Genomic DNA, 21,524 nt, shown 5'->3' with positions numbered 1-21,524 from the left:
GGGCGGCCCGAGCCTGACCGCCTGAGCCGGGCCGGGACCGCGGTTACGCTGTCCTCATGGCGGCGACGAGCGGCCGCGGACGTCGCGGCAAGGACGGGGGCGGCTCACGTGCCGCCGCATCCGGTCGCACGCGCCGCCCCGCGCCGCCCCGCCGGAGCGGGCCCCGTGACACCGGCTCCGCCGCGCCGGTGACCCTGCCCCCGGGACCGTTCCGTCTCGGCGCGGTCGAAGGCGCGACCCCGGGCAAATGGATCGATGTCTGGAGCCAGCGTCTGCCGGAGATCCCGCTGGAGCTGTCGCGCATCGGCCTCGCGGACCAGCGCGCCGCCCTCCTGGGAACGACCGACGCGCCGGCCGCGGTCGATGCGGCACTCATCCGGCTGCCCGTCGACACGGCGGGCCTGCACGTCATCCCGCTGTACGAGGAGGTCGCCGTGGTCGTCTGCGCGGCCGATTCCTCGTTGACGGCCGCCGACGAGCTCACGCTCGACGACCTCGCCGGAGAGGTCGTCCTCGCCCCGCGGGGAGCGCCGGCCGCACCGGACGTGCCCGGCGCGATCGCCTCGCGCGTGGGCGCACCGGCGGATGTCGCGGAGGCGATCGCGACCGTCGCGGCCGGTGTGGGCGTGGTCATCGTCCCGATGTCGCTCGCGCGGCTGCACCACCGCAAGGACGTCGCGCACCGCCCGCTGCGCGGCGTGCCGCCGTCACCGGTCGCGTTGGCGTGGCCGGCGCCGGACACCTCGCCGCTGGTCGAGGCCTTCATCGGCATCGTACGCGGACGCACGGCCAACTCGTCGCGCTGAGCAGGAGGGGGCCGGCGGGTCCCCACCGCACCGGCCCCGTAGGCGCACGGGCCCCCACCCGTACGCGCCCGACTCCGCGGACGACCCCGTCCCGCCCCCGGCTCGCTCCCCAGCGACGATCCGGGCGACGATCCGGGCTCTGCGCCCGGAAAGGTCCTTCCACTGCTCAGGAGGGCCACCGCGCCCGCCTGATACACGCCGGACGAACTTTTCTCAGAATCCGTTGCCGTGGCACACGAAGGGCGAGCGGATGCCCGTCGTGCGGGTCGCCGCGGCGAGCGCGAGCGCGGGGGGCAGGCCCCGCGCGAGGCCGTCGTGCAGCGATCCGAGCACCTCGCACGCGTCGTCATCGGCGACGACCACGGGTGCCGCCACCACCGACGCCGACCCCGCGTGCAGCCAGGCGCGCGCCATCCCGATGGCCTCCTCGCCCCAGCGCACCGCGGACCGGCCTGCCTCGCACGAGGAGAGGACGACGGCGGCGGGCACGGTCGGCATGAGGTCGATGTCGTAGCCGAACAGGGCTCCGTCGGCCAGCTGCACGCCGGAGAACAGCGGGTTGTCGACCGAGTGGTGCCCGTGCGCGGCGATGTGCAGCACGTCCGCCGTTCCCGCGGCGGAGGCGACGGCCGCGACGGTGGCGTCCGCGCCATGGAGAACCGGTGCGCCGCCCCAGGCGGCGGCGCCGGCAGCGGTCTCCTCGAGGCCGCGCGAGACGCGGGGTCCGACCGCGAACGCCGCGGTGCGGCGGGGCGACGTCGCACGCGCGCGACCGTGCACCCAGCGCGACATCGAGGTCGCGACGGTGACGGCCCGCCCCTGCAGGCCCGGGAGCATCCCCCACGGCAGGCCCGACAGCACCCCGGGAGCCGTGATGACCAGACGGCACGCATCGACGTCGCGCAGCGGACGTTCGACGAGCGCGTCCGACAGACGCTCGAGCCGGTCCCTGAGCGATCGGCGCACGACGTCGACCATCGGGCCGGTCCGGACGGCGGCCGCCATGTCGAGATCCGACCGCAGCGCGGCGAGATCCGAGCGCACCTCCGTCCATGATCGCAGGCCCACCGTCTCTGCGCCGGTCGCCGTCACCGCGATGCACGAGAGCCCGTCACCGCTGAAGACGTACGCGAGCATGGCGGTGTCCCCGTCGAGGGCGGAGGCGGCCGTCGCCAGATCGACGGGCCGCTCGAGGTCGGCGACCGCGGTGCCCGTCCACTGCCGGCGCCGCAGTCGCTCCCCGAGCTCGATCGCGCGCGGATGATCGGTCCACCCGCTTCCTGCCGCGTCCGCGCGCAGCATCCGCAGCTCGCTCAGCTCGGCGGCCTGCTCCGGATCGGCCGGGGGGCGCAGCGGCACCACCTGGGAGCTCAGATGCCGAGCGCGCTCCGACCACTCGAACGCCAGCTCCGGGCGCGCGGAGCGCAGCGCGGAGGACAGTCCCGACAGCACCAGCGAGCTCGCGTGCATCGCGAGGGACGTCTGGAGGTCGAGGCTCCCGAAGGACGAGCTCCATGAGGTCAGCTCGTCGAGTCCGTCCGCGGCGGATCGCCGCGCGCGCGCCTCGTCGCCGGCGCGCGCGGCCCTCTCGGCACGCACCTCGTGCGCGAGGATGCGGACCTCCAGCGGTGCACCACGCGGCACCCGCGGCAGGGGGCCCGGCTCGGACCCCCGCCGGGCGCGCCACAGCTCCCGGGTGAGGCGCACGGCCATGGCGTCGGCGCGCAGCCCCGCACGGGTGAGCGCGGCGGCGACGGACGACACCTCGTGGTCGTCGATGCCCGCGGGCCCCACGGTCCGGCCGGCACGGTCGATCGTCCCGCCCGCGAGGAGCGCGCGCACCCGGATCCCGCGCGCGCGATCGGCCCAGGTGCCCGCGCCCAGCGCCGCGAAGTGGCGCGCGGCCTGGGTGGCGACCGTGGCCGCCTCGGCGGGATCGTGCCGCAGCAGCGAGCGTGCGAGCTGGAGCTCCGCCTCGGCACGCGCCTGCGGCATGTCGTGGGCCCGGAACGCGCGGGCCGCGTCCCGCAGCATCCGCTCCGCGTCGGTCACGAGCCCCGCATCGCGCAGCGCCTCGGCGAGGTCGACGTCGCAGATCGCCGCGTTGACGGCGGATGCCGCGGCGATGACGGGCCGCGCGTCGCCCATCTCCCGCATGGCGCGCACGAGGTCACCGCCCAGCAGCGCGGTGTAGCCCAGGTTGTGCCGCGCCTCGGCCGCTGCGGCCCGGTCGCCGTGAGCTTCGAAATCGACGATCGCGGCTTCGAGGTCGGTCGCGGCGAGGGTCAGATCCCGACGCTGCATCGCCACGACGCTGCGGTTCAGGCGCAGGACGGCGACCGCGTGGGGATCGTCCGGGATGGTCTCGATGGCTCTGCCGAGCCAGTGCGCGGCGTCGTCGAGCCGGCCGCGGTGGGAGAGGATCGAGCCCAGCTGCCCCTCCACCACGCCGCGCGTGTGCGGGCTCAGACCGGAGCGCTCGAGCGTCTCGCGGCACAGCCGCTCGCCCTCGTCGGGGCGGCCACGCTGGTCCAGGACGTAGGCGAGCGTGCCCTCGATGCGGGCGAGGAGATCGTCGTCCGCCTCCGCCCGGGCCGCCCGCGCGGCCTCGCCCAGGGCGTCCTCCGCATCGCGGTAGCGGCGTTCGTCGGTGAGCGTGCGCGCCGTGGCATACACAGCGGCGGCGTCGGGGGTCACACCCCCAGCATGCCGTGTACGCCCCGGTCGAACGCAAGCCCGTCAGGTCTGCGGAGTGCCGAGGACACCCAGCACGCCCTCGGCGGCCGCCAGCGCCGCCGAGACGGAGGCGACCGGATCCGGGGTCTCCGGGAGCGCTCCGAGCCCCGCGGCGACGAGCCCCGCGACGACCGGTGCGGCGAAGGACGTGCCGCTCCACAGGGCGAAGCCGCCGCGGTAGTCCTCCGGCCCGATCGTGAGGCGACGGCGGTCGTAGCGGTCGTCGCGCGCCGACGCCTGCAGGCCGCCGGTGAAGTCCGGCAGCGTGCTCAGCACGGATGCCCCCACCGCGAACGTGCGCACCCACGGCCCGACGTTGGAGAACAGGGCGGTGGTGCGCGCATCGGGGTTGAGGGCGCCGACGGACAGATGCGCGGCGCCGGCATCCGGCTGCAGGCCGTTGTCGGACCCGGGCCACGGCCACAGCGACGCCGGGAACGTGGGCCGATCGGTGGCGTCGTTGCCGCAGGAGACCACGACGCTCGTCCCGAGGGCGCGCAACGCCGTGAGGAGGTCGGCGAGATCCTTCGTGTAGAGCCCGTCCTGAGGCGTCTCGTGGTAGTAGCCGAGCGAGAGGTTGAGGACGTCCACCGGCCGGCCGCCGTGCTCGCCGTCGACGTGACGCTGCACGAGCACGCCGATGTCCTCGACGACCCGGAGCAGGGTCGATTCCGGCACGATGCCCAGCGCATCGGCGACGCGGATCGCGAGCAGGTCCGCGTCCGGCGCCAACTGCCGCACGATCCCGGCGATGAACGTGCCGTGCCCGGCGACGGGGTCCAGCTCCCCGTCGAGCGGCCCGAACAGGTCGGGGTAGACCTCGGGGTTCGCCTCGTCGTCGAGGCCGACGGGGTGGCCGTCCAGCCGGACGTCGCGGTCGACGACGTCGTCCGGCAGCCAGCGGTGCGCCCCGATCCCCGTGTCGAGCACCGCCACCACGGGTCGACGGCATCCCTTCGCGGTCTCCGTCCGACGCGGTTCGGGCCCCACCCACGCCACGGGCTGACGCCCGCCCGACCCGCAGTCGGCGTACTCGCCGACGGGGTTGGACCGCGTGAAGGGGTTGGACCGGGTGAACGGGTTCGACCGCGTGAACGGGTTCGACCGGGTGAACGGGTTCACCCCGATCGGGTCGACCGTGAGGATGTGGTCGAGGCCGATGCGATCCACCCCGGCTGCGCGCAGCGAGGCGCCGACGTCGACGCCGCCCCCTGCGGTGCGCACGACGTCCCGCCCGGCCAGGACGCTCCGGCGCACCTGCTGCAGCACGCGCCAGGCGTCCGGCAGCGCGGGAGAGATCGTCTCCGCCCTGAGCGGCGTCGTCAGGCGGACCACGGTCACCGCGGGCGCGCCGCGCAGGCGCCCCTGCGGGACCTCCCCCTCGCCGAGCTCCGTGCCGTCGAGCCGCACGCGCTCGACACCCCAGCCGAAGACCGCGGCGGCCTCGCGGACGCGGTCCACGTTCCCCGTCAGCAGGCCCGCCGCTCCGTCGGAGACGAGGAGCCGGTCGGGCACGTACGCCGTGGGGAACGCCTCGATGTCGCCGATCGGCTCGACGCCCGGATCGAGGATCGTCGCGCGCACGATCGAGCCCCGGGCGCGGTCCCGCCAGGACCACCCCTTCGGCTGCGGGTCGCGGTCGATCGGTTCCGGGCTCATGCGTCCTCCTGCGGGGTGTGGGCGCGACCGCGCCGTGGTCAGATCTCGAAGCGGGGCGTCAGCAGCTGCATCGAGGCTCCGGGGTGCGGCGGCGCGGACAGCACCACCCGCAGGCGCGCGATGCCCGTCGGGACGGCGTCGAACGAGAAGCGCGGCCCCTCGGACGCCGCGTGCCGCGCCTCGTCCTCGTGCAGCAGGTGGACCTCGGCCACGTCGCCGTCGACCCACCCGTCGACGCGGCGAGCGCCGCGTTCGGCGGCGGTCACGTGCACGAGGACGCTGGTCCGTCCGTCGGTGAACTGCATCGTGAGCAGGTCGGCATCCGCGCGGACCGCCGCGTGGGCGTCGCTGTCGACCCGCGTCAGCAGGGCGTACTCGACGGCGAGGTCGGAGCCGGCCACCGCGACGATCGCGTCCTCGTCCAGTCCCGCCGGCGCCGGGTCGGCCCTCTCCCACACCCGCCGCAGGGCGGCGAGGAGCGCGTCGTCGGTCGTGGGGCCGGAGGCCCCGGGGTCAGAGGTCGTGGGGTCAGAGCTCACGGGAATCCCCTCTCCATCCATCCGCTTCGAGAGCGGAGCGCAGCTTGCCGAGGCAGCGCCCGCGTGTCGGCCCGATCGAGCCGATCGGCATGCCCAGGTCGTTCGCAAGGTGCGCATAGTCGGGTCGCTCGTCGAACGCGATGACCCGGAGCAGCCGGCGGCACCTCTCGTCGAGAGTGCCGACGGCGGCCCAGATACGGCGGTCGCGGTCGTCCAGGTGCACCGTCTCTTCCGCGGATGCCGCGGGCTCCGCCGCGTCGTCGAGATCGGACGTCTCCACCGGGCGCAGCTGCCGATGGGCGCGGCCGCTGCGCCACGCCTCGCGGCGGGCGGAGGTGATGAGCCATCCGGCGATGGCCTGCGGGTCGCGGATCGTGGCGCGCCGGCGCACGAGGGTGAGCCACGTCACCTGCACGACGTCCTCGGCGAGGAGCGGGTCGAGACCGTAGGCACGGACGACGTGCCACAGGACCGGCGTCATCGTGCGGACGAGGTCGTCGACCGCCCGCGGGTCTCCGCGCATCCAGCGATCGAAGCTCGCGGCCGCGCGCGCCCACGTCGTCGCGGGCGCGCCGATGCGGCCCTCGCCCGCCCGCGCGCCGTCCGGCGCGTCGCGGAAGGTCGAGGGATCGGCATCGGTCATACCGCCCATTCTGCTCACACACCCAGGAGTGCGGCGAGGGCCAATCTGATACATCGCCCGGCCCGGCCCGTGGGGCCGACGTAGACTCGTCGCCATGGCACCGCTCGTCTATCTCTGCGCACGCCCGCAGGAGGGCGCCGCCGCCGCCGAGTACGAGTCGTTCCGTGCCGCCATGCGGCTCGAGCCCGCACAGCTCGAACGCTGGGATCTCGTGCGCGATCCGCTGCCCGCCGACGCCGCCTCGCGCTGGCGCGGCGCGGTCGTGGGCGGGAGCCCCTTCAACGTGAGCGATCCCGAGTCGAGCAAGACCGAGGTGCAGCGCGAGCTCGAGCGCGGCCTGGGCCGCCTCGCGGTGGCCGCCGCCTCGGGCGACATCGCCGCGCTGTTCACCTGCTACGGCATCGGGGTCGCGACACGGGCTCTGGGCGGGGAGGTCACCCGCGCCCATCCCGAGGACACCGGTCCGACCACCGTCTCGGTGACCGAGGAGGGCGCGCACGACGCGCTCTTCGGCCCGCTCGCCCACACCTTCACGGCGCTGACGGCGCACAAGGAGGGCACCGGGACACTGCCGGCCGGCGCCGTGCTGCTGGCGCGGAACGACGCCTGCCCCGTCCAGGCGTACCGCGTGGGCGAGACGCTCTACGCCACCCAGTTCCACCCCGAGCCGACGGGGCGCGCGTTCACCGAGCGCATGGCGGTCTACCGCGACGACGGATACTTCGCCGCCACCGACTACGACGACATCGCGGCGCGGGTGCTGGCGGCCTCGCTCACCGAGCCGCCCCGGATCCTGCGCGCGTTCGCGGCGCTGGTCTGACGCAGGGCGGCTCAGTCCGCGACGGAGCCCGCGACGGCTCGGGCACGCACCGCCATCAGCACCGCGGCCACGATGACCACCGCCGCGACGACGAAGGCCGCCGTCCCGACCGCGGGCGCATGGGGCTCACCGCTCGTGCGGGCCACGCCGATCCAGACGAGCCCCCATCCCATCGCCAGCGCCGGGGTGACCCGTCCGCCCGTGCCGGCCGCGATCGCCACCCCGACGAGCGCGACGACGACCAGCACGCCCACGCCCCAGGCCTCCTGAGCCGCGGCATCCGGCACCGTCACGACGTCGGCGGCGAGCCACGCGGTGACGTCGGCGACGGTGGCGAGGCTCACCCAGCCGAGGTGGATGCCGACGGTCGCGTCCATCAGGATCCGGTCGGCCCACCCCTCCGGCGGGGACAGCACGAGCAGCCGCAGCGTCGCGCCGAGGGCGGCCAGCAGCAGGATGATCACCGCGACCGTGGCGACGAGGTTCGCGAACTGGGCGGCCAGGAGCCACGCTCCGTTGAGCACCGCCGTGAGGGCGATCCAGCCGCCCACGCGGCGCTGCCGCGCTCGCGAGCTCTGCGAGGGAAGCGCCTGCCAGAGCGCGTAGCCGATCATCAGGAGGTACACGAGCGACCAGATCGAGAACGCGGGAGTGGCGGGCGCCAGCACCGTGGCATCCGCGTCGAGCGCACCGCCCTGCAGGTCACGGACATTCGTCCCGCCGAACAGGCCCGTCCCGACCATGGCCGCGACGATCATGAAGACGACGGCGGAGATCACCCCGATCCGGCGCGCGAGATCGCGGCCGCGCGCAGGGCCCTCCGCGGCGGGGAACGGGGTGTCCGACATGTCCTCCACGCTAAGCGGACCCCGCGCCGGTCAGAAGGGCCTTGACAGGGCGGCGTGGGCTCGGGCTCGGCATCAGGCCGTGGGCTCGGGCTCAGGCCGTGGGCTCGGGGAGGTAGGGCGCGCTGCGGCGCGGCGGCTCGGTGCCGGTGCGCGGTCCGACGACGACGGCGGAGTCCGGCGAGAGCACGAGCGGGCCCTCCGTGACCGGCATCCCGTCGTGCGCGGTGGTCGTCCCGATCCACATCCCGGTGTCCGGTGCGAGATCGACCGACCAGGGCCGGTCGGAGAGGTTGACGAGGACGCGCGCGTCGCCGCGGCGCAGGATCCATCGGTCCGGGGCGACCGCCTCCGCGGTGTGGCCGGAGCGATCGCCGTCGGTCAGCTCCGGATGCTCGCGACGCAGGCGAGCGAGCCCGCGGTACAGCCACAGCAGCCGGCCGTGATCGCCGCGGGTCGCCTCCGACCAGTCGAGCGTCGAGCGCTCGAAGGTCGCCGGGTCGTTCGGGTCGGGCACGAGGGCCGGATCCCAGCCCATGCGCGCGAACTCGGCGGTCCGGCCCCGCCGGGTCGCCTCGGCGAGCTCGGGCTCGGGATGCGAAGTGAAGAACTGCCACGGCGTGGAGGCGCCCCACTCCTCCCCCATGAACAGCATCGGCGTCCCGGGCGCGGTCATCACGAGCACGGCCGCCACTGCGAGGCGTTCGAACGAGAGGGTCTGACTGAGCCGGTCGCCCGCAGCGCGGTTGCCGATCTGGTCGTGGTCCTGCACGAACTCGACGAACCGCCAGGACGGGACGTCCGCGGGCACCGGCGCACCCCAGACCCGGTCGCGGAACGACGAGAACGTGCCGTCGTGGAAGAAGCCTCCCCGCCACGTCTTCGGGAGCGCCTCCGGATCGGCGAAGTCGGCGTAGTACCCCGCGGTCTCACCGGTCAGCGCGACATGGGCGGCGTGGTGCCAGTCGTCCACCCACTGCGCGTGGATGCCGTACCCGCCCTCGTCGCGGGGCGCGATCATCACGGGATCGTTGAGGTCGCTCTCGGCGATGAGGATGAGCGGGCGCCGGAGCTCGGCGGAGAGGGCATCCACCCGCTCCGACATCTCCGCGAGGATGTGCACGGGGCTCTCCGCCGACTCGTGCAGCGCGTGCACCGCATCCAGGCGCAGCCCGTCGACGTGGAAGTCGCGCAGCCACATCAGCGCGTTGCCGAGGATGTGGTCGCGCACGGCCCGCTCGTCGAGGTTCACGCTCGCGCCCCACGTGGTGTCGCGCCCGTCGTGCAGGTACGGACCGAACTCCGGCAGGTAGTTGCCGGACGGTCCGAGGTGGTTGTAGACGACGTCCTGGATCACCGCGATGCCCGCCGCGTGTGCGGCATCGACGAAGCGCCGGTACGCCGCGGGTCCGCCGTAGTCCTCCTGCACCGTGTACCAGAGCACGCCGTCGTAGCCCCAGTTGTGCGTGCCGTTGAACCCGTTCACCGGCAGCAGCTCGACGTGCGTCACCCCGAGGTCGACGAGATGGCCGAGCTTGCCGATCGCGGCGTCGAGCGTGCCCTCGGGGGTGAACGTCCCGATGTGGAGCTCGTAGATCAGGCCGCTCTCCAGGGCGCGGCCGCGCCAGGCGGCATCCGTCCACGCGAAGCCGGTCGGGTCGTCCCACGCCGACAGGTCGTGCACGCCCCGGGGCTGGCGCCGCGAGCGGGGGTCGGGGCGCACATCGTCTCCGTCGCCGAGGACGAACCCGTACTCGTCGCCCGGAGCGAGCGACACGTCCGCGCCCCACCACCCGGCATCCGCCGCCGTCAGCTCGATGTCGCCCTGCCCCGGCCGCCGCAACCGCACGCGCTCCGCGCGCGGGGCCCACACCTCGATGCTCATGCGTCCATCCTGCCTGGCTCGCGCGCGTCCGACGCCCCCTTGACGCCCGCCACCATCCCCGGCACCTCCGCGACGCGTCACACGTCCGGACGCGACGCGCGGTGACGAACTCCGCAGGACCGGACGAACTCCGCACCCGAACACGGGATGGGATGCGGAGTTCGCGCGCGGCGGGTGCGCGCAACCGGGCGGCGCGGGGTGAGTCCTCCCAGCGGGGCAGGTTCGGGGTCGCCACTGGTCGCCAGCGGTCGCCCGAAGCCCGCCACAGCAGGTTCGGGGTCGCCAGTGGTCACCCGAAGCCCGCCACAGCACGTTCGGGGTCGCCACTGGTCACCCGAAGCCCGCCACAGCACGTTCGGGGTCGCCACCGGTCGCCCCCGCGCGAGTCACGCGACCACACGCGACCCAGAACCCGAGGCCAGGCGACCACACGCGACCCCAAACCCGCGAGACGTCACCCGAGCGGGCCACCCGGGCATTTATAAGCCCACCCGCGCCCCTTTGTCGACCCGGACGCTCGCCCGCAGGATCCCCGAGCACGTTCGGGGTCGCCAGTGGTCGCCCGAAGCCCGCCACAGCACGTTCGGGGTCGCCAATGGTCGCCCCCGCGCGAGTCAGGCGACCACACGCGACCCCAAACCCGAGGCCAGGCGACCACACGCGACCCCGAACCTGCGCGCGATCCCACCCGAAGCCCATCCCAGCCCGGACACGGGGCCAGGCGACCACACGCGACCCCAAACCCGCCCGCACGGCCGCCGGCCCGCCCGCGCGCGCGCGATCCCACCCGAAGCCCGTCCCAGCCCGGACACCCCGACCCAGCACCAGCACCAGCACCAACCCCGTACCGCCCCCGGCCCGCACCGCACGGGCCCCCGGCTCACACCCGGGCGAGCAGCGCCACCGGATACTCGTCGAGCACCTCGGCGAGGGGCGCGGCGCCGCCCTCGACGACGCGGCCGGTGATCTCGTCCCGCCACGACCCGGCGGGCAGCATGACGGCGGCGTCCCCCCACCCGCCCCGAGCGGCGAGAGCGATCGGCAGCCGGGTCGCGACCGCGATCGCCCCGCCGCGGTCGAAAGCGATCGCGTGCTCGCGGGCATCCCCGACGACCTCGAGCGGCGTGTACCGCGTGAACAGGTCGGGCCGGTCGCGGCGCAGCCGCAGCGCTCGCGACACCAGCAGCAGCTTCGCCGCGCCGGAGGCGTCGACGGGCGGATGCCAGCCTGCGTCGATCCGCGCGAGAAGGTCGCGCCGCACGTCGAAGGCGACGGCGCGGCGGTTGTCGGGGTCGACGAGGGAGAGGTCCCAGAGCTCGGTGCCCTGGTACACGTCCGGGACTCCGGGCCCGGCGATCTGCAGCAGCTTCGCGGCGAGGGCGTTGGACCATCCGGCATCCGCGATCTCGTCGACGAAGGCCGCGACGGTGCTCCGCGCGTCGCCGACCGCGGCATCCACGAGCGCGGCGACGCGCGCTTCGAACGCCGCGTCGGGATCCTCCCAGCTGGTGCCGACGGCGCCCTCGCGGGCCGCCTTCTCCGCATAGGCGTGCAGCCGCTCGCCGAGCCGAGGATCGTCTGACCACGCTCCGACGACCGCCTGCCAGAGGAGCGCGTCGAGCGTGCCGTCCCCGGTCGAGGCGACGGTGCGCAGATCGCCCAGCGTCCGCGCCCACCGGTCCGGGATCTCGGCGAGCACCGAGATGCGCGCCCGCACGTCCTCGGACCGCTTGGTGTCGTGCGTCGTCAGGGCGGTGAGGGCGTGCGGCCAGGATGCCTGGCGGCGCGCGAACCCCTCGTGCAGCTGCGCGGGGGTGATCGCGAACCGGCTCGGGTCGCCGCCGACCTCGGTGAGCGAGGTCAGCCCGCCGTAGCGGTAGAAGGCACGATCCTCGACGCCCTTGGCCATGACGGGGCCAGTGGTCTGCATGATCCGGCGCGCGAACTCGCCCCTCGGGTCGGCGCGCAGCAGCCGGACGAGCTCGGCGAGCGGCGCGGCCAGGTCGGGGCGTCGGCGCGCCGCGGTCGCCTGCGCCTCGGCGAGGTGGTCGTCGCCGGCCGGGAGGTACGCCCGGTAGACGCCGAACGCGGCCAGGAGCTCGGCGACGGCATCCCGCACATCGGGTCCGTCGCCCAGCGCAGCACCGTCCGGGATCGTGCGGAGGATGCGGCCGACTTCCGCGGCCTGCGACGTGTCGGCGATCTCGCGCTTCGTGCCGGCGATCAGGTCCGCCCAGCCGAGCGGCTCGCCTCTCAGCTCGTCCTCCAGCGCGGTGAACGGGCCCGCACCGGCAGGGTCGACCAGGACGCGGTCGATCTCGCCGAGCGCGTCGTAGCCGGTCGTCCCGTCGGTCGCCCACCAGCCGGGCAGCTCCTCGCCCGGTTCGAGGATCTTCTCGACGACGGTGTACGCACCGCCGGTGGCCTCGGCGAGGCGATCGAGGTATCCCCCCGGATCGGCGAGGCCGTCGGGGTGGTCGATGCGGAGCCCGTCGGCGAGCCCCGTCCGCATCCAGCGGAGGATCTCCGCGTGCGATGCATCGAAGACATCGGGGACCTCGACCCGCACGCCGGCGAGCGAGGTCACGGTGAAGAAGCGCCGATAGTTCAGCTCCTCGGCGTCCCGTCTCCAGAACGCGAGTCGCCAGTGCTGACGTGCGAGGACATCCCGCACGGCCGCGGGATCGGAGGTGGCGTTCCGGGGCGCCGTGCCCGGCGCGAGCGGCAGGACGAGATCGAAGTAGCGCGCCGTGCCCAATCCGTCGCTGGACACCTCGGCGTCGGAGCCGGGAGGCGCGACCTCGATCTCGCCGCGGCCGATCACCTCGTCGGGGTCGCCGCCGAGCACCGGCAGCACGACGCGGTCGTCGCCGTGCGACCAGTCGACGTCGAACGCCGCGGCGTGACGCGAGCCGCGTCCGTGGGTGAGGACGTCCCACCACCACGGGTTCTCGGCCGGCACGGCGACGCCCTGGTGGTTGGGCACGATGTCGACGAGCACGCCGAGCCCGACGGCATGCGCGGCCGTCGCGAGGCGATCGAGTCCCGCGGCACCGCCCCGCGCCTCGTCCACCCGCGTCGGATCGACGACGTCGTAGCCGTGCGTCGAGCCCTCCGCCGCCTGCAGGATCGGCGACAGGTAGACCCACCCGACCCCCAGGTCGCGCAGATAACCCGTCGCCGCCGCGGCGGCATCCAGGTCGAACGAGGCGTGCACCTGCAGCCGGTACGTCGATGCGGGCTCGCGCCCCGCCCCTCCCCGCCCCGGCACGATCAGTGCGGGAGCTCGGGCTGCGGAGCGGGCGAGCGCACGATGTCGATCGGCATCGTGAGCGCCGCGAGGGACGCCGCGACGGAGTGGTCGATCTCCGGGGTGTCGGGCTGGAAGTCGCGCAGCACGATCATCGACTTCGCCGCGAGATCGAGCGATTCGCCGCCCTTGCGGGGCTGCGTGTCGGTGAGCTGCCCGGTGGTGTCGACCACGACCTCCCACTGCGGGCTGAACTCCGCCCTCGGGATCGTGAACGACAGCGACTCGTCGCCGGCGTTGAAGAGCACGAAGAAGTGCCGGTCGTGGATCTGCGCACCGCGGCGGTCGCGCTCGCGGATGCCGTCGCCGTTGAGGAACACGCCGATCGCCCGGCCGAAGCCCGACTCCCAGTCATCCGGCTGCATCTCGCTGCCGTCCGGGCGGATCCAGGCGATGTCCGGCACGGGCGCCCCCGCCTCGCGGCGAACGGGGCGGCCGTTGAAGAAGCGACTGCGACGCAGGCTGGGATGCTCGCGGCGGAGGCGCGCGAGCGCGGCCGTGAACTCGATCAGCGGGGCATCCGCGTGCTCCCAGTCGACCCAGGTGATGTCGTTGTCCTGGGCGTAGCCGTTGTTGTTGCCCTCCTGGGTGCGCCCGAGCTCGTCGCCGTGCGAGATCATCGGCACCCCCTGGCTCAGCAGGAGCGTCGCGAGGAAGTTCCGCTGCTGGCGGGCCCGCAGGGTCAGGACGCCGGAGTCGTCGGTCGGCCCCTCGACGCCGCAGTTCCAGGACCGGTTGTGCGATTCGCCGTCGTTGTTGTCCTCGCCGTTGTCCTCGTTGTGCTTCTCGTTGTACGAGACGAGGTCGCGCAGCGTGAAGCCGTCGTGCGCCGTGACGAAGTTGATGGATGCCACCGGGCGGCGTCCGTCGTGCTCGTACAGGTCCGCGGAGCCCGTCAGCCGCGATGCGAATTCGCCCAGGGTCGACGGCTCGCCGCGCCAGAAGTCGCGGACGGTGTCGCGGTACTTGCCGTTCCACTCCGTCCACTGCGGCGGGAAGTTGCCGACCTGGTAGCCGCCCGGGCCGATGTCCCACGGCTCGGCGATGAGCTTGACCTGCGAGATCACCGGATCCTGCTGGACGATCTCGAAGAAGGCCGCGAGGCGGTCGACCTCGTAGAACTCCCGGGCGAGCGTCGCGGCCAGGTCGAAGCGGAATCCGTCGACGTGCATCTCGAGCACCCAGTAACGCAGCGAGTCCATGATCAGCTGCAGGGTGTGCGGGTTGCCCACGTTCATGCTGTTGCCGGTGCCGGTGTAGTCGGTGTAGTACCGCTTGTCGTCCTGTTCGAGGCGGTAGTAGGCCTCGTTGTCGATGCCGCGCATCGACAGGGTCGGGCCCATGTGGTTGCCCTCGGCGGTGTGGTTGTAGACCACGTCGAGGATGACCTCGATGCCTGCCGCGTGGAGAGCCTTCACCATCCCCTTAAACTCCTGCACCTGCTGACCGCGCTGCCCCGTCGAGGCGTAGGTGTTCTGCGGCGCGAGGAAGGCGATCGTGTTGTAGCCCCAATAGTTGCTGAGGCCCTTCTCCTGCAGGGTCGAGTCGTTGACGAACTGGTGCACCGGCATGAGCTCGATCGCGGTGACGCCGATCCGCTTCAGGTGCTCGATGATGACGGGGTGCGCGATCGCGCTGTAGGTGCCCCGGATCTCCTCGGGGATCTCGGGATGCCGCTCGGTGAGGCCCTTGACGTGCGCCTCGTAGATGACCGACTCGGCGTACGGGGTCTTCGGCAGGCGGTCGCCGGCCCAGTCGAAGAACGGGTTGACGACGACGCCCATCATCATCGAGGCGGCGGAGTCCTCGTCGTTGCGCGAGTCCGGGTTGCCGAAGTCGTATCCGAAGACCGGCTGTCCCCACTTCACCTGCCCCTCGACGGCCTTCGCGTAGGGGTCGAGGAGGAGCTTGTGCGGATTGAAGCGCAGCCCCGCCTCAGGCTCGTTCGGGCCGTACACCCGGTATCCGTAGCGCTGCCCGGGCTGGATCGTGGGCAGGTAGGCGTGCCAGACGTGCGCGTCGACGTCGCGGAGCTCGACGCGCGTCTCCTTGCCCCGATCGCCGAAGAGGCACAGCTCGACGCGCTCGGCGCCCTCGCTGAACAGCGCGAAGTTCGTCCCGCTCCCGTCGAAGGTCGCACCCAGTGGATAAGCGGAACCCGGCCAGACCTGCATATGCGACTCCCCTGTGACGGCCACGCGTCGTGACGAGTTCAGCCTAGGGTCTGCATGCGACAGCGAGACATCCGTCGCCCCCTCTGGACACCTCGCCCCCCACGCGCTATGCCGCTCGCCCCTCGGCTCGCGGGCGAGAAACCATCCCCACGCCGAGAAACCACCCCCTCCGCGGTTTCTCGCGGCGGAAGTGGTTTCTCACTGGGCGGGGGCGGGGGCTGAGCCGGACGGGGGCGGTGACGGGGTGGGGCCCGCGGCTATCCGCCGAGGGGCGCGTGCAGCCCGCCGGCAGGCGAGGTGCATCGCTCCCGCAGCCGTGCCGCAGCTCGGGTGACGAAGGTGTCGCGCCCCAGCTGAGCCCGAAAGGCTTCGAGGATCGGCAGTGTCACCCCGAGGTCCTCTGCGATGTCGTGGGCGCACAGCTGCAGACGTTCGAGGCGTTCGTACTCGGCCGAGTCGACCAGCATCCGTGCAGCGAACGTGTCGGCCTCCGCTTCGAACCGAGGATCGTCGAGTCGGTCGTGCCCGAGCACCGCATGACCGATCTCGTGCGCGAGCGTCTCGACCTCCTCTTCGGGGGTCAGCCGCCTGTCTATGAGGATGCGGCGATGATCCGCGTAATAGGCGCCCAGCAGTCCCGCGGGCAAGGAGGCCGCTCGCACCGACAGTCCCAGAGACTCGGCTGCAGCGAAGACGAGATGCACCGCCGACCCCTTTCCGCGACCGACGGGTCAGTGCTCGGACACGCTCCGTTTGGGTTCGCCCCGACGTGCCGCGGTCGGCTGCTCGCGACCATGATGCTCCGAGCTACCGACATCGGCCGCCCCTTGGGCGGCGGCGAGCTCCCGAAGCGCCGCCTCATGCGCCCGCCGCGCCAGCTCCGCCTCCTCGAGGTCCATCGCGTGCGACATGGCAGCGAGGTCCCACACGTTGAGCACAACGCGTCTACCTGTCTTGGAGCTGCCTCCGTCCAGTCGATCGGACATGTACTGGGACGACCTTCCGATGCGCCTGCCCAGGGCACGCGATGACAGATCTCGGCGGCCCATCTCTCCTTTGAGCTCGAGCACGAGCGCATTCCAGAAGAAGTCGGCGTAGTCGTGCTGCATGTCGTTCATTCTGGCATTTGCATGGATTCGCGACCATATGCCTGCCGATATTGACAAAGCATGGATTTCCATGCGACATTTCGTGCATGGAATCATGGGCGGCTGCTGCGACGAGCGCGGCACTCGCTGATGAGATCCGCGTCGAGATGGCGCGCCAGCGACGCACAGGCCACGAACTGGCCGTCGTTCTCGGCATCACCGCACACACAGCCGGAAGGCGACTGTCGGGCGCCACCCCGTTCGACGTCGTCGAGCTCGCGCGCGTCGGTCGATGGCTCGCGGTGGATCCGGCCACACTTCTCACCCGCGCCCGCGAGCGCTCCAGGGGTCAGGACAGCGAGCGCGAAGACCAGCCGGCCGCATGACGAACTTCCCTCCGCCGACGCGGAGGGGCCACGAGGACATGCCACCGCGGCATGTCCGTCCACGACTACAGCAGCAAAGGGATCAGAGGAATGACGCTCATCACAGGATCACGCGGGGCGCTGGCTCTCGTCATGTCGATCGGTATCGCGACCGGGGTCACCCTGCTGGCGACCCCGGCGGCATCGGCCGCGCCCGCCGCCCTGCAGGCCGCTTCGGAGACGGATGCCCCCGCATCCGAGACGACGGTCACGGCGACAATCGGCGAGCCCTACTGCACGCCCGACGGAGCCGCGGTCGACGTGAGCTTCGCCGCGACGCCCGCGCAGGCCGGCATCGCTCTCTGGATAGAGGCCGGGGGGCACGACGGCCACGGGCAGTATGACGGCATGGGGCTCCACGAGTGGACGGGCAGCACCGCAGCGGACGGTACCGCCGTGTCGACGGTGCCGGTGTGGTCGCACCCCGAGGGGTTCGTCCACGGCGTGAGGGCCGGGTACAACCTCACTTCGGCCCCGGACGACTACCGCACCGCCGCCCAGAAGGACGTTCCTGTGCCGGAGTGCGGGGAAACACCGACCCTGACGCTGTCCGCCTCGACCGTCGCCGCCGGCGGTTCCGTGACGGTGGTCGCGGCCGGCTTCGCCGCCGATGAGGAGGTCACGGCATGGCTGCACTCGACGCCGGTGCAGCTGTGGGCCGGTCGGACGGATGCCGACGGCGCCGTCTCGCAGACGGTGACGATCGCGGCGGACACCGAGGCCGGCGCGCATCGCGTCGAGCTGCGCGGGGCATCCACCGGGTCGCTCTTCGCCGATCTGACGGTGACGCGCGCGGAGGGCGCTCCCACGGACGGGGGCGACTCCGACGGCGCTGCGGACGGCGGGTCGACGGGCGCATCCACCACGGACGGCGGACAGATTCCGACCCGCAACGTCGTGCGCGCGGGCGCCACCGGCGATGTCGCACCGGCCTTCGCCTGGAGCACCCTCGGGCTCGTCGCACTGACGGCTGCCGCGAGCCTCGGTGCAGTCGCGATGAACCGTCGCGTCGCACGAGTGCGGACGGAACAGCGATCCCACCGCTGACGTCCCGCGCGTGGGCGCGTCGACTCCGTCGGATGAACCGCACGGAGCGGCGCGCCCACGTCGCGTTCTGCATCCTCGTCGTCGCCGCCGTGCTGCTGGCGATCGTCCTCGCGGTCGGCGTGTGGCTCCCGCCGAACAATCCCGTTCCGGCCACGGCGACCTCCGCCCCCACGATGCCTGCCGATCCGACGGATGCGCCGCGAGCCACACCGGAGTCGCCCCCGCCTGCCTGGGCGACGTGGCAGTTCACGGGGGCGACCCTGACGGCGGCGAAGGCGGGCATCGAGCACGCCGACACCCACGAGGTACGTCCGAACGAGGTCGTGACGAAGTCGTCGACGGATGCCTCCGGCGCGACCACCACGTACGACGCGATCGAGCCCGAGGACAAGAGCGCCATCGCGTGGGACAGCCAGGTGATCGACGGCATCCGCAGGCCCATCGGCGGCGTGTTGTCGGCATCCGCCGTCAACACGGTCTATCTCTACTGCCACGACTACCGCGACGGCACCGCGCTGTGCTCGACGATCGCGGATGTCACGCGGCCGGGCGACCAGATCACGATCGAGACGGCCCGGGAAGTGCTGACCTATACCGCTGTCGAGACGTTCGACGAGCGGAAGGGATCGGTCGCCGTCGACAGCCGGGTGACCGCCGCGCGGCCGGGGCGGCTCCTCATCATCACCTGCAACAGCGCGGGCGAGCGGGACACCGCCGGCGAACCCGTCGACAACACGGTGCTCGTCTTCCAGCTGAGCGGATCGCACCCCCGCTGACCCTCACGCTCCTCCGCCTCGCCCTTCTCGCCCGTCGACGCGCGGGCGAGAAACCATCCCCAGGCCGAGAAACCACCCCTGCCGTGGTTTCTCGCGGCGGAAGTGGTTTCTCACTGGACGGGGGTGGGGCCCGATGCGGATCAGCGGGCGAGCAGGGAGGCCGCCTGGCGCGCGGCGCCGAGGGCCACGTACTCGCCGGGGGCGGGCACCTCGACGGGGATACCGAGGACCTCCGGGGCGATCCGGCGGACGGCCTCGGACTGCGCCCCGCCGCCCACGAGCAGAGCGCGCTCGATCGGGACGCCCAGGCCGCGGATGGCGTCGAGTCCCGCGGCGAGACCGCGCAGCATCCCCTCGACGCTGGCGCGCGCGAGGTTCTCCCGCGTGGTGGAGGCGAGGGTCATGCCCGTCAGCTCGGCGGTGGCATCGGGGAGGTTGGGGGTGCGCTCGCCCTCGAAGTAGGGCAGGAGGCGCAGGCCGCCCGCGCCGGGCTCGGCGGCGAGCGCGAGCGCGCTCAGCTCGTCGTGGCCGACCGCGAGCAGTCGCGCGATCGCATCGAGCACCCGCGCCGCGTTCAGGGTCGCGACGAGGGGGAGGAAGTGCCCGCCCGCGTCGGCGAACCCGGCGACCGTCCCGGTCGGATCCACCGTGCGCTCCGCACTGACGGCGAAGACCGTGCCGCTCGTGCCGATCGAGACGACGACGTCGCCGACCTCGGCGCCGACGCCGAGCGCGGCGGCGGCGTTGTCGCCGGCGCCCGCGCCGACGAGGCGTCCGTCCGCGTCCTCGACCGACTCGGTCGCGCCGAGGACGCGCGGCAGCGCGGCGTCGTGGCCGAGGGCCGCGACGAGCAGCTCGCGGTCGTACCCGCCCGTGGTCGGGTCCCAGTAGCCGGTGCCCGAGGCATCCGACCGGTCCGTGATCAGCTCGTCGAAGGCCGGCGCGCCGTCCGCAACGGGACCGAACCCGCGCAGTCGCCAGGTCAGCCAGTCGTGCGGCAGGGCGACGGCCGCGACGATCGCCGCGTTGTCGGGCTCGGCGTCGCGCAGCCAGCGGAGCTTGGTGATCGTGAAGGATGCCACGGGCACGAGGCCCGTGCGCTCGGCGAGCGCCTCGGCGCCGAACTCGGCGATCAGGTCCGCGGCGGCCCCGGCGGAGCGGGTGTCGTTCCACAGCAGCGCGTCCCGGACGACCTCGCCCCGCGCGTCCAGGGCGACCATGCCGTGCTGCTGACCGCCGATCGCCCAGGCCGCGACGTCGCCCATGCCGCCGGCGTCCGTGATCGCCGCCTGCAGCGCATCCCACCACGCCCGCGGGTCGACGCTGGTGCCGTCCGGGTGCGACGCACGCCCCGTGCGCACGACGGCGCCGGTCTCGGTGTCGACGATCACGACCTTGCAGGACTGGGTCGACGAGTCGACTCCCATCACGAGTGCCACGGCGGCATCCTCTCTGATTGCCTTCGCGCGGGGCCACCCCCACGCACCCGTGTCGCTTTCGGTCGTTCTGACGAGCAGAAAGCGACCGAAAGCGACACGTTTCGAGCGGTGTGGATCAGCGCGCGCCGAGCAGGTGCTCGGTCGCCAGCTGCTGGAGGCGGACGAAGCCGAAGCCCTTGCCGCCGAGGTACGCGTCGGTGTCGAAGTCCTCGTAGGCCGAGCGGTCGGCGACGAAGTCGTCGTAGCTCTCGCCCTCGGCGAACGTCGGCTGCGCGAGCTCGGGCACGCGGGCGGCGGCGAGCGCCTCCTGGACCTCCGGGTCGGCGCGGAACGCCGCGGCCCGCTCCTTGAGGAGCAGGTACGTGCGCATGTTCGCGGCGGCGGAGTCCCAGACCCCGGTCTCGTCCTCGGTGCGGCTCGGCTTGTAGTCGAAGTGACGGGGGCCGTCGTACGCGGGAACCCCGTTGGGGCCGCCGTTCTCGAGGAGGTCGACGAGCGCGAACGCGTTATGCAGGTCGCCGTGACCGAAGACGAGGTCCTGGTCGTACTTGATGCCGCGCTGGCCGTTCAGGTCGATGTGGAAGAGCTTGCCGTGGTACAGCGCCTGGGCGATGCCGGCGGCGAAGTTCAGGCCCGCCATCTGCTCGTGGCCGACCTCGGGGTTGAGTCCCACGAGCTCCGGGCGCTCGAGCGAGTCGATGAAGGCGAGGGCGTGACCGAGCGTCGGCAGCAGGATGTCGCCACGGGGCTCGTTGGGCTTCGGCTCGATCGCGAAGCGGATGTCGTAGCCCTTGCTGACCACGTAGTCGCCGAGGAAGTTGACGGCCTCGCGGTAGCGCTCGAGGGCCTGACGGATGTCCTTCGCCGAGTCGTACTCGGCGCCCTCGCGGCCGCCCCACATGACGAAGGTCTTCGCGCCGAGCTCGGCGCCGAGGTCGAGCTGGCGCAGGACCTTGCGGATCGCGAAGCGGCGCACGTCGCGGTCGTTGGAGGTGAACCCGCCGTCCTTGAACACCGGAGCGCTGAACAGGTTCGTCGTCACCATCGGCACGGTGAGGCCGGTGGCCTCCAGCGCGCCCTTGAGGCGGTCGATCTGGTTCTGGCGCTCCGCGTCCGACGAGCCGAACGGGAAGAGGTCGTCGTCGTGGAACGTCAGGCCGGAGGCGCCGAGCTCAGCGAGCTTCTCGACGGCGTGGACGACGTCCAGCGGCGGGCGGGTGGGGCCGCCGAACGGGTCGGTGCCGTTGTAGCCGATGGTCCACAGACCGAAGGTGAACTTGTCGGCGGGCGTGGGGGTCGGGGTAGTCATGGTGCTCCTTCGCGAAGACTTTG

The 21,524-nt window shown here is 73.0% G+C and carries 17 protein-coding genes; 5 read left to right on the top strand and 12 right to left on the bottom strand.

Annotated elements, in window-relative coordinates; translation table 11 throughout:
• Nucleotides 1-56: 56 nt before the first annotated feature.
• On the top strand, nt 57-806 hold the full coding sequence (locus WFI00_RS03795) for a LysR substrate-binding domain-containing protein (RefSeq protein ID WP_336630655.1): 750 nt from the start codon (nt 57-59) through the stop codon (nt 804-806).
• Nucleotides 807-1,019: 213 nt separating this feature from the next.
• Here the strand turns inward: WFI00_RS03795 and WFI00_RS03790 are convergent, their stop codons facing one another.
• From WFI00_RS03790 to WFI00_RS03775, 4 genes are read right to left on the bottom strand one after another with little or no spacing between them, the layout of a single operon-like run.
• Nucleotides 1,020-3,503, bottom strand: a complete 2,484-nt coding sequence (locus tag WFI00_RS03790; protein ID WP_336630654.1) for a CHAT domain-containing protein — start codon at nt 3,501-3,503, stop codon at nt 1,020-1,022.
• Nucleotides 3,504-3,545: 42 nt separating this feature from the next.
• A complete protein-coding gene (locus WFI00_RS03785; protein ID WP_336630653.1) occupies nt 3,546-5,201 on the bottom strand; it encodes a S8/S53 family peptidase in 1,656 nt (551 codons plus the stop codon).
• A 38-nt stretch (nt 5,202-5,239) separates the two neighbouring features.
• Complete coding sequence (locus tag WFI00_RS03780) at nt 5,240-5,740, bottom strand: hypothetical protein (protein ID WP_336630652.1); 501 nt, start codon at nt 5,738-5,740, stop codon at nt 5,240-5,242.
• Nucleotides 5,730-6,383: an RNA polymerase sigma factor gene (locus WFI00_RS03775; protein ID WP_336630651.1), complete on the bottom strand. Its 654-nt coding sequence runs from the start codon at nt 6,381-6,383 to the stop codon at nt 5,730-5,732. Before WFI00_RS03775 ends, WFI00_RS03780 begins: the two co-directional genes overlap by 11 nt.
• A 94-nt stretch (nt 6,384-6,477) precedes the next feature.
• On the opposite strand from WFI00_RS03775, the gene WFI00_RS03770 reads away from it, so the two are divergent.
• Complete coding sequence (locus tag WFI00_RS03770; protein WP_336630650.1) at nt 6,478-7,203, top strand: glutamine amidotransferase-related protein; 726 nt, start codon at nt 6,478-6,480, stop codon at nt 7,201-7,203.
• Nucleotides 7,204-7,214: 11 nt separating this feature from the next.
• On the opposite strand, the gene WFI00_RS03765 is transcribed toward WFI00_RS03770, so the two are convergent.
• From WFI00_RS03765 to WFI00_RS03740, 6 genes are all read right to left on the bottom strand, one after another.
• Nucleotides 7,215-8,051, bottom strand: a complete 837-nt coding sequence (locus WFI00_RS03765) for a tryptophan-rich sensory protein (RefSeq protein WP_336630649.1) — start codon at nt 8,049-8,051, stop codon at nt 7,215-7,217.
• A gap of 91 nt (nt 8,052-8,142) precedes the next feature.
• Entirely contained in the window at nt 8,143-9,933 is a 1,791-nt protein-coding gene (treZ, locus tag WFI00_RS03760; RefSeq protein WP_336630648.1) for a malto-oligosyltrehalose trehalohydrolase, read from the bottom strand.
• Between the two features lie 880 nt (nt 9,934-10,813).
• Nucleotides 10,814-13,204 carry a malto-oligosyltrehalose synthase gene (treY, locus tag WFI00_RS03755; protein WP_336630647.1) on the bottom strand — a complete coding sequence of 797 codons (2,391 nt, stop codon included), beginning with the start codon at nt 13,202-13,204 and terminating at the stop codon, nt 10,814-10,816.
• 2 nt (nt 13,205-13,206) lie between these two features.
• Nucleotides 13,207-15,417, bottom strand: a complete 2,211-nt coding sequence (glgX, locus tag WFI00_RS03750; protein ID WP_336630646.1) for a glycogen debranching protein GlgX — start codon at nt 15,415-15,417, stop codon at nt 13,207-13,209.
• A gap of 257 nt (nt 15,418-15,674) precedes the next feature.
• Nucleotides 15,675-16,121 (bottom strand): ImmA/IrrE family metallo-endopeptidase, encoded by a 447-nt coding sequence (locus tag WFI00_RS03745; protein ID WP_336630645.1) that lies wholly within the window; start codon nt 16,119-16,121, stop codon nt 15,675-15,677.
• 27 nt (nt 16,122-16,148) lie between these two features.
• On the bottom strand, nt 16,149-16,526 hold the full coding sequence (locus WFI00_RS03740; RefSeq protein WP_336630644.1) for a hypothetical protein: 378 nt from the start codon (nt 16,524-16,526) through the stop codon (nt 16,149-16,151).
• A gap of 86 nt (nt 16,527-16,612) precedes the next feature.
• On the opposite strand from WFI00_RS03740, the gene WFI00_RS03735 reads away from it, so the two are divergent.
• The 3 genes from WFI00_RS03735 (at nt 16,613) to WFI00_RS03725 (ending at nt 18,753) form a co-directional block, all read left to right on the top strand.
• Complete coding sequence (locus tag WFI00_RS03735) at nt 16,613-16,891, top strand: helix-turn-helix domain-containing protein (RefSeq protein ID WP_336630643.1); 279 nt, start codon at nt 16,613-16,615, stop codon at nt 16,889-16,891.
• A 90-nt stretch (nt 16,892-16,981) separates the two neighbouring features.
• On the top strand, nt 16,982-17,977 hold the full coding sequence (locus WFI00_RS03730) for a hypothetical protein (RefSeq protein ID WP_336630642.1): 996 nt from the start codon (nt 16,982-16,984) through the stop codon (nt 17,975-17,977).
• A gap of 32 nt (nt 17,978-18,009) precedes the next feature.
• Entirely contained in the window at nt 18,010-18,753 is a 744-nt protein-coding gene (locus WFI00_RS03725) for a hypothetical protein (RefSeq protein ID WP_336630641.1), read from the top strand.
• A 140-nt stretch (nt 18,754-18,893) separates the two neighbouring features.
• Here WFI00_RS03725 and xylB read toward each other — a convergent pair whose 3' ends face one another.
• Together xylB and xylA are read right to left on the bottom strand one after the other, a co-directional pair.
• A complete protein-coding gene (gene xylB, locus WFI00_RS03720) occupies nt 18,894-20,192 on the bottom strand; it encodes a xylulokinase (protein ID WP_336630640.1) in 1,299 nt (432 codons plus the stop codon).
• Between the two features lie 115 nt (nt 20,193-20,307).
• Nucleotides 20,308-21,501, bottom strand: coding sequence for a xylose isomerase (gene xylA, locus WFI00_RS03715; RefSeq protein WP_336630639.1), 1,194 nt, complete (start codon nt 21,499-21,501; stop codon nt 20,308-20,310).
• Nucleotides 21,502-21,524 lie beyond the last annotated feature (23 nt).

Source organism: Microbacterium sp. MMO-56, from assembly GCF_037146215.1.
Classification (GTDB): domain Bacteria; phylum Actinomycetota; class Actinomycetes; order Actinomycetales; family Microbacteriaceae; genus Microbacterium.
The sequence above is the reverse complement of the archived record's forward strand: the minus strand, read 5'-3'. Positions and strand labels throughout refer to the sequence as shown.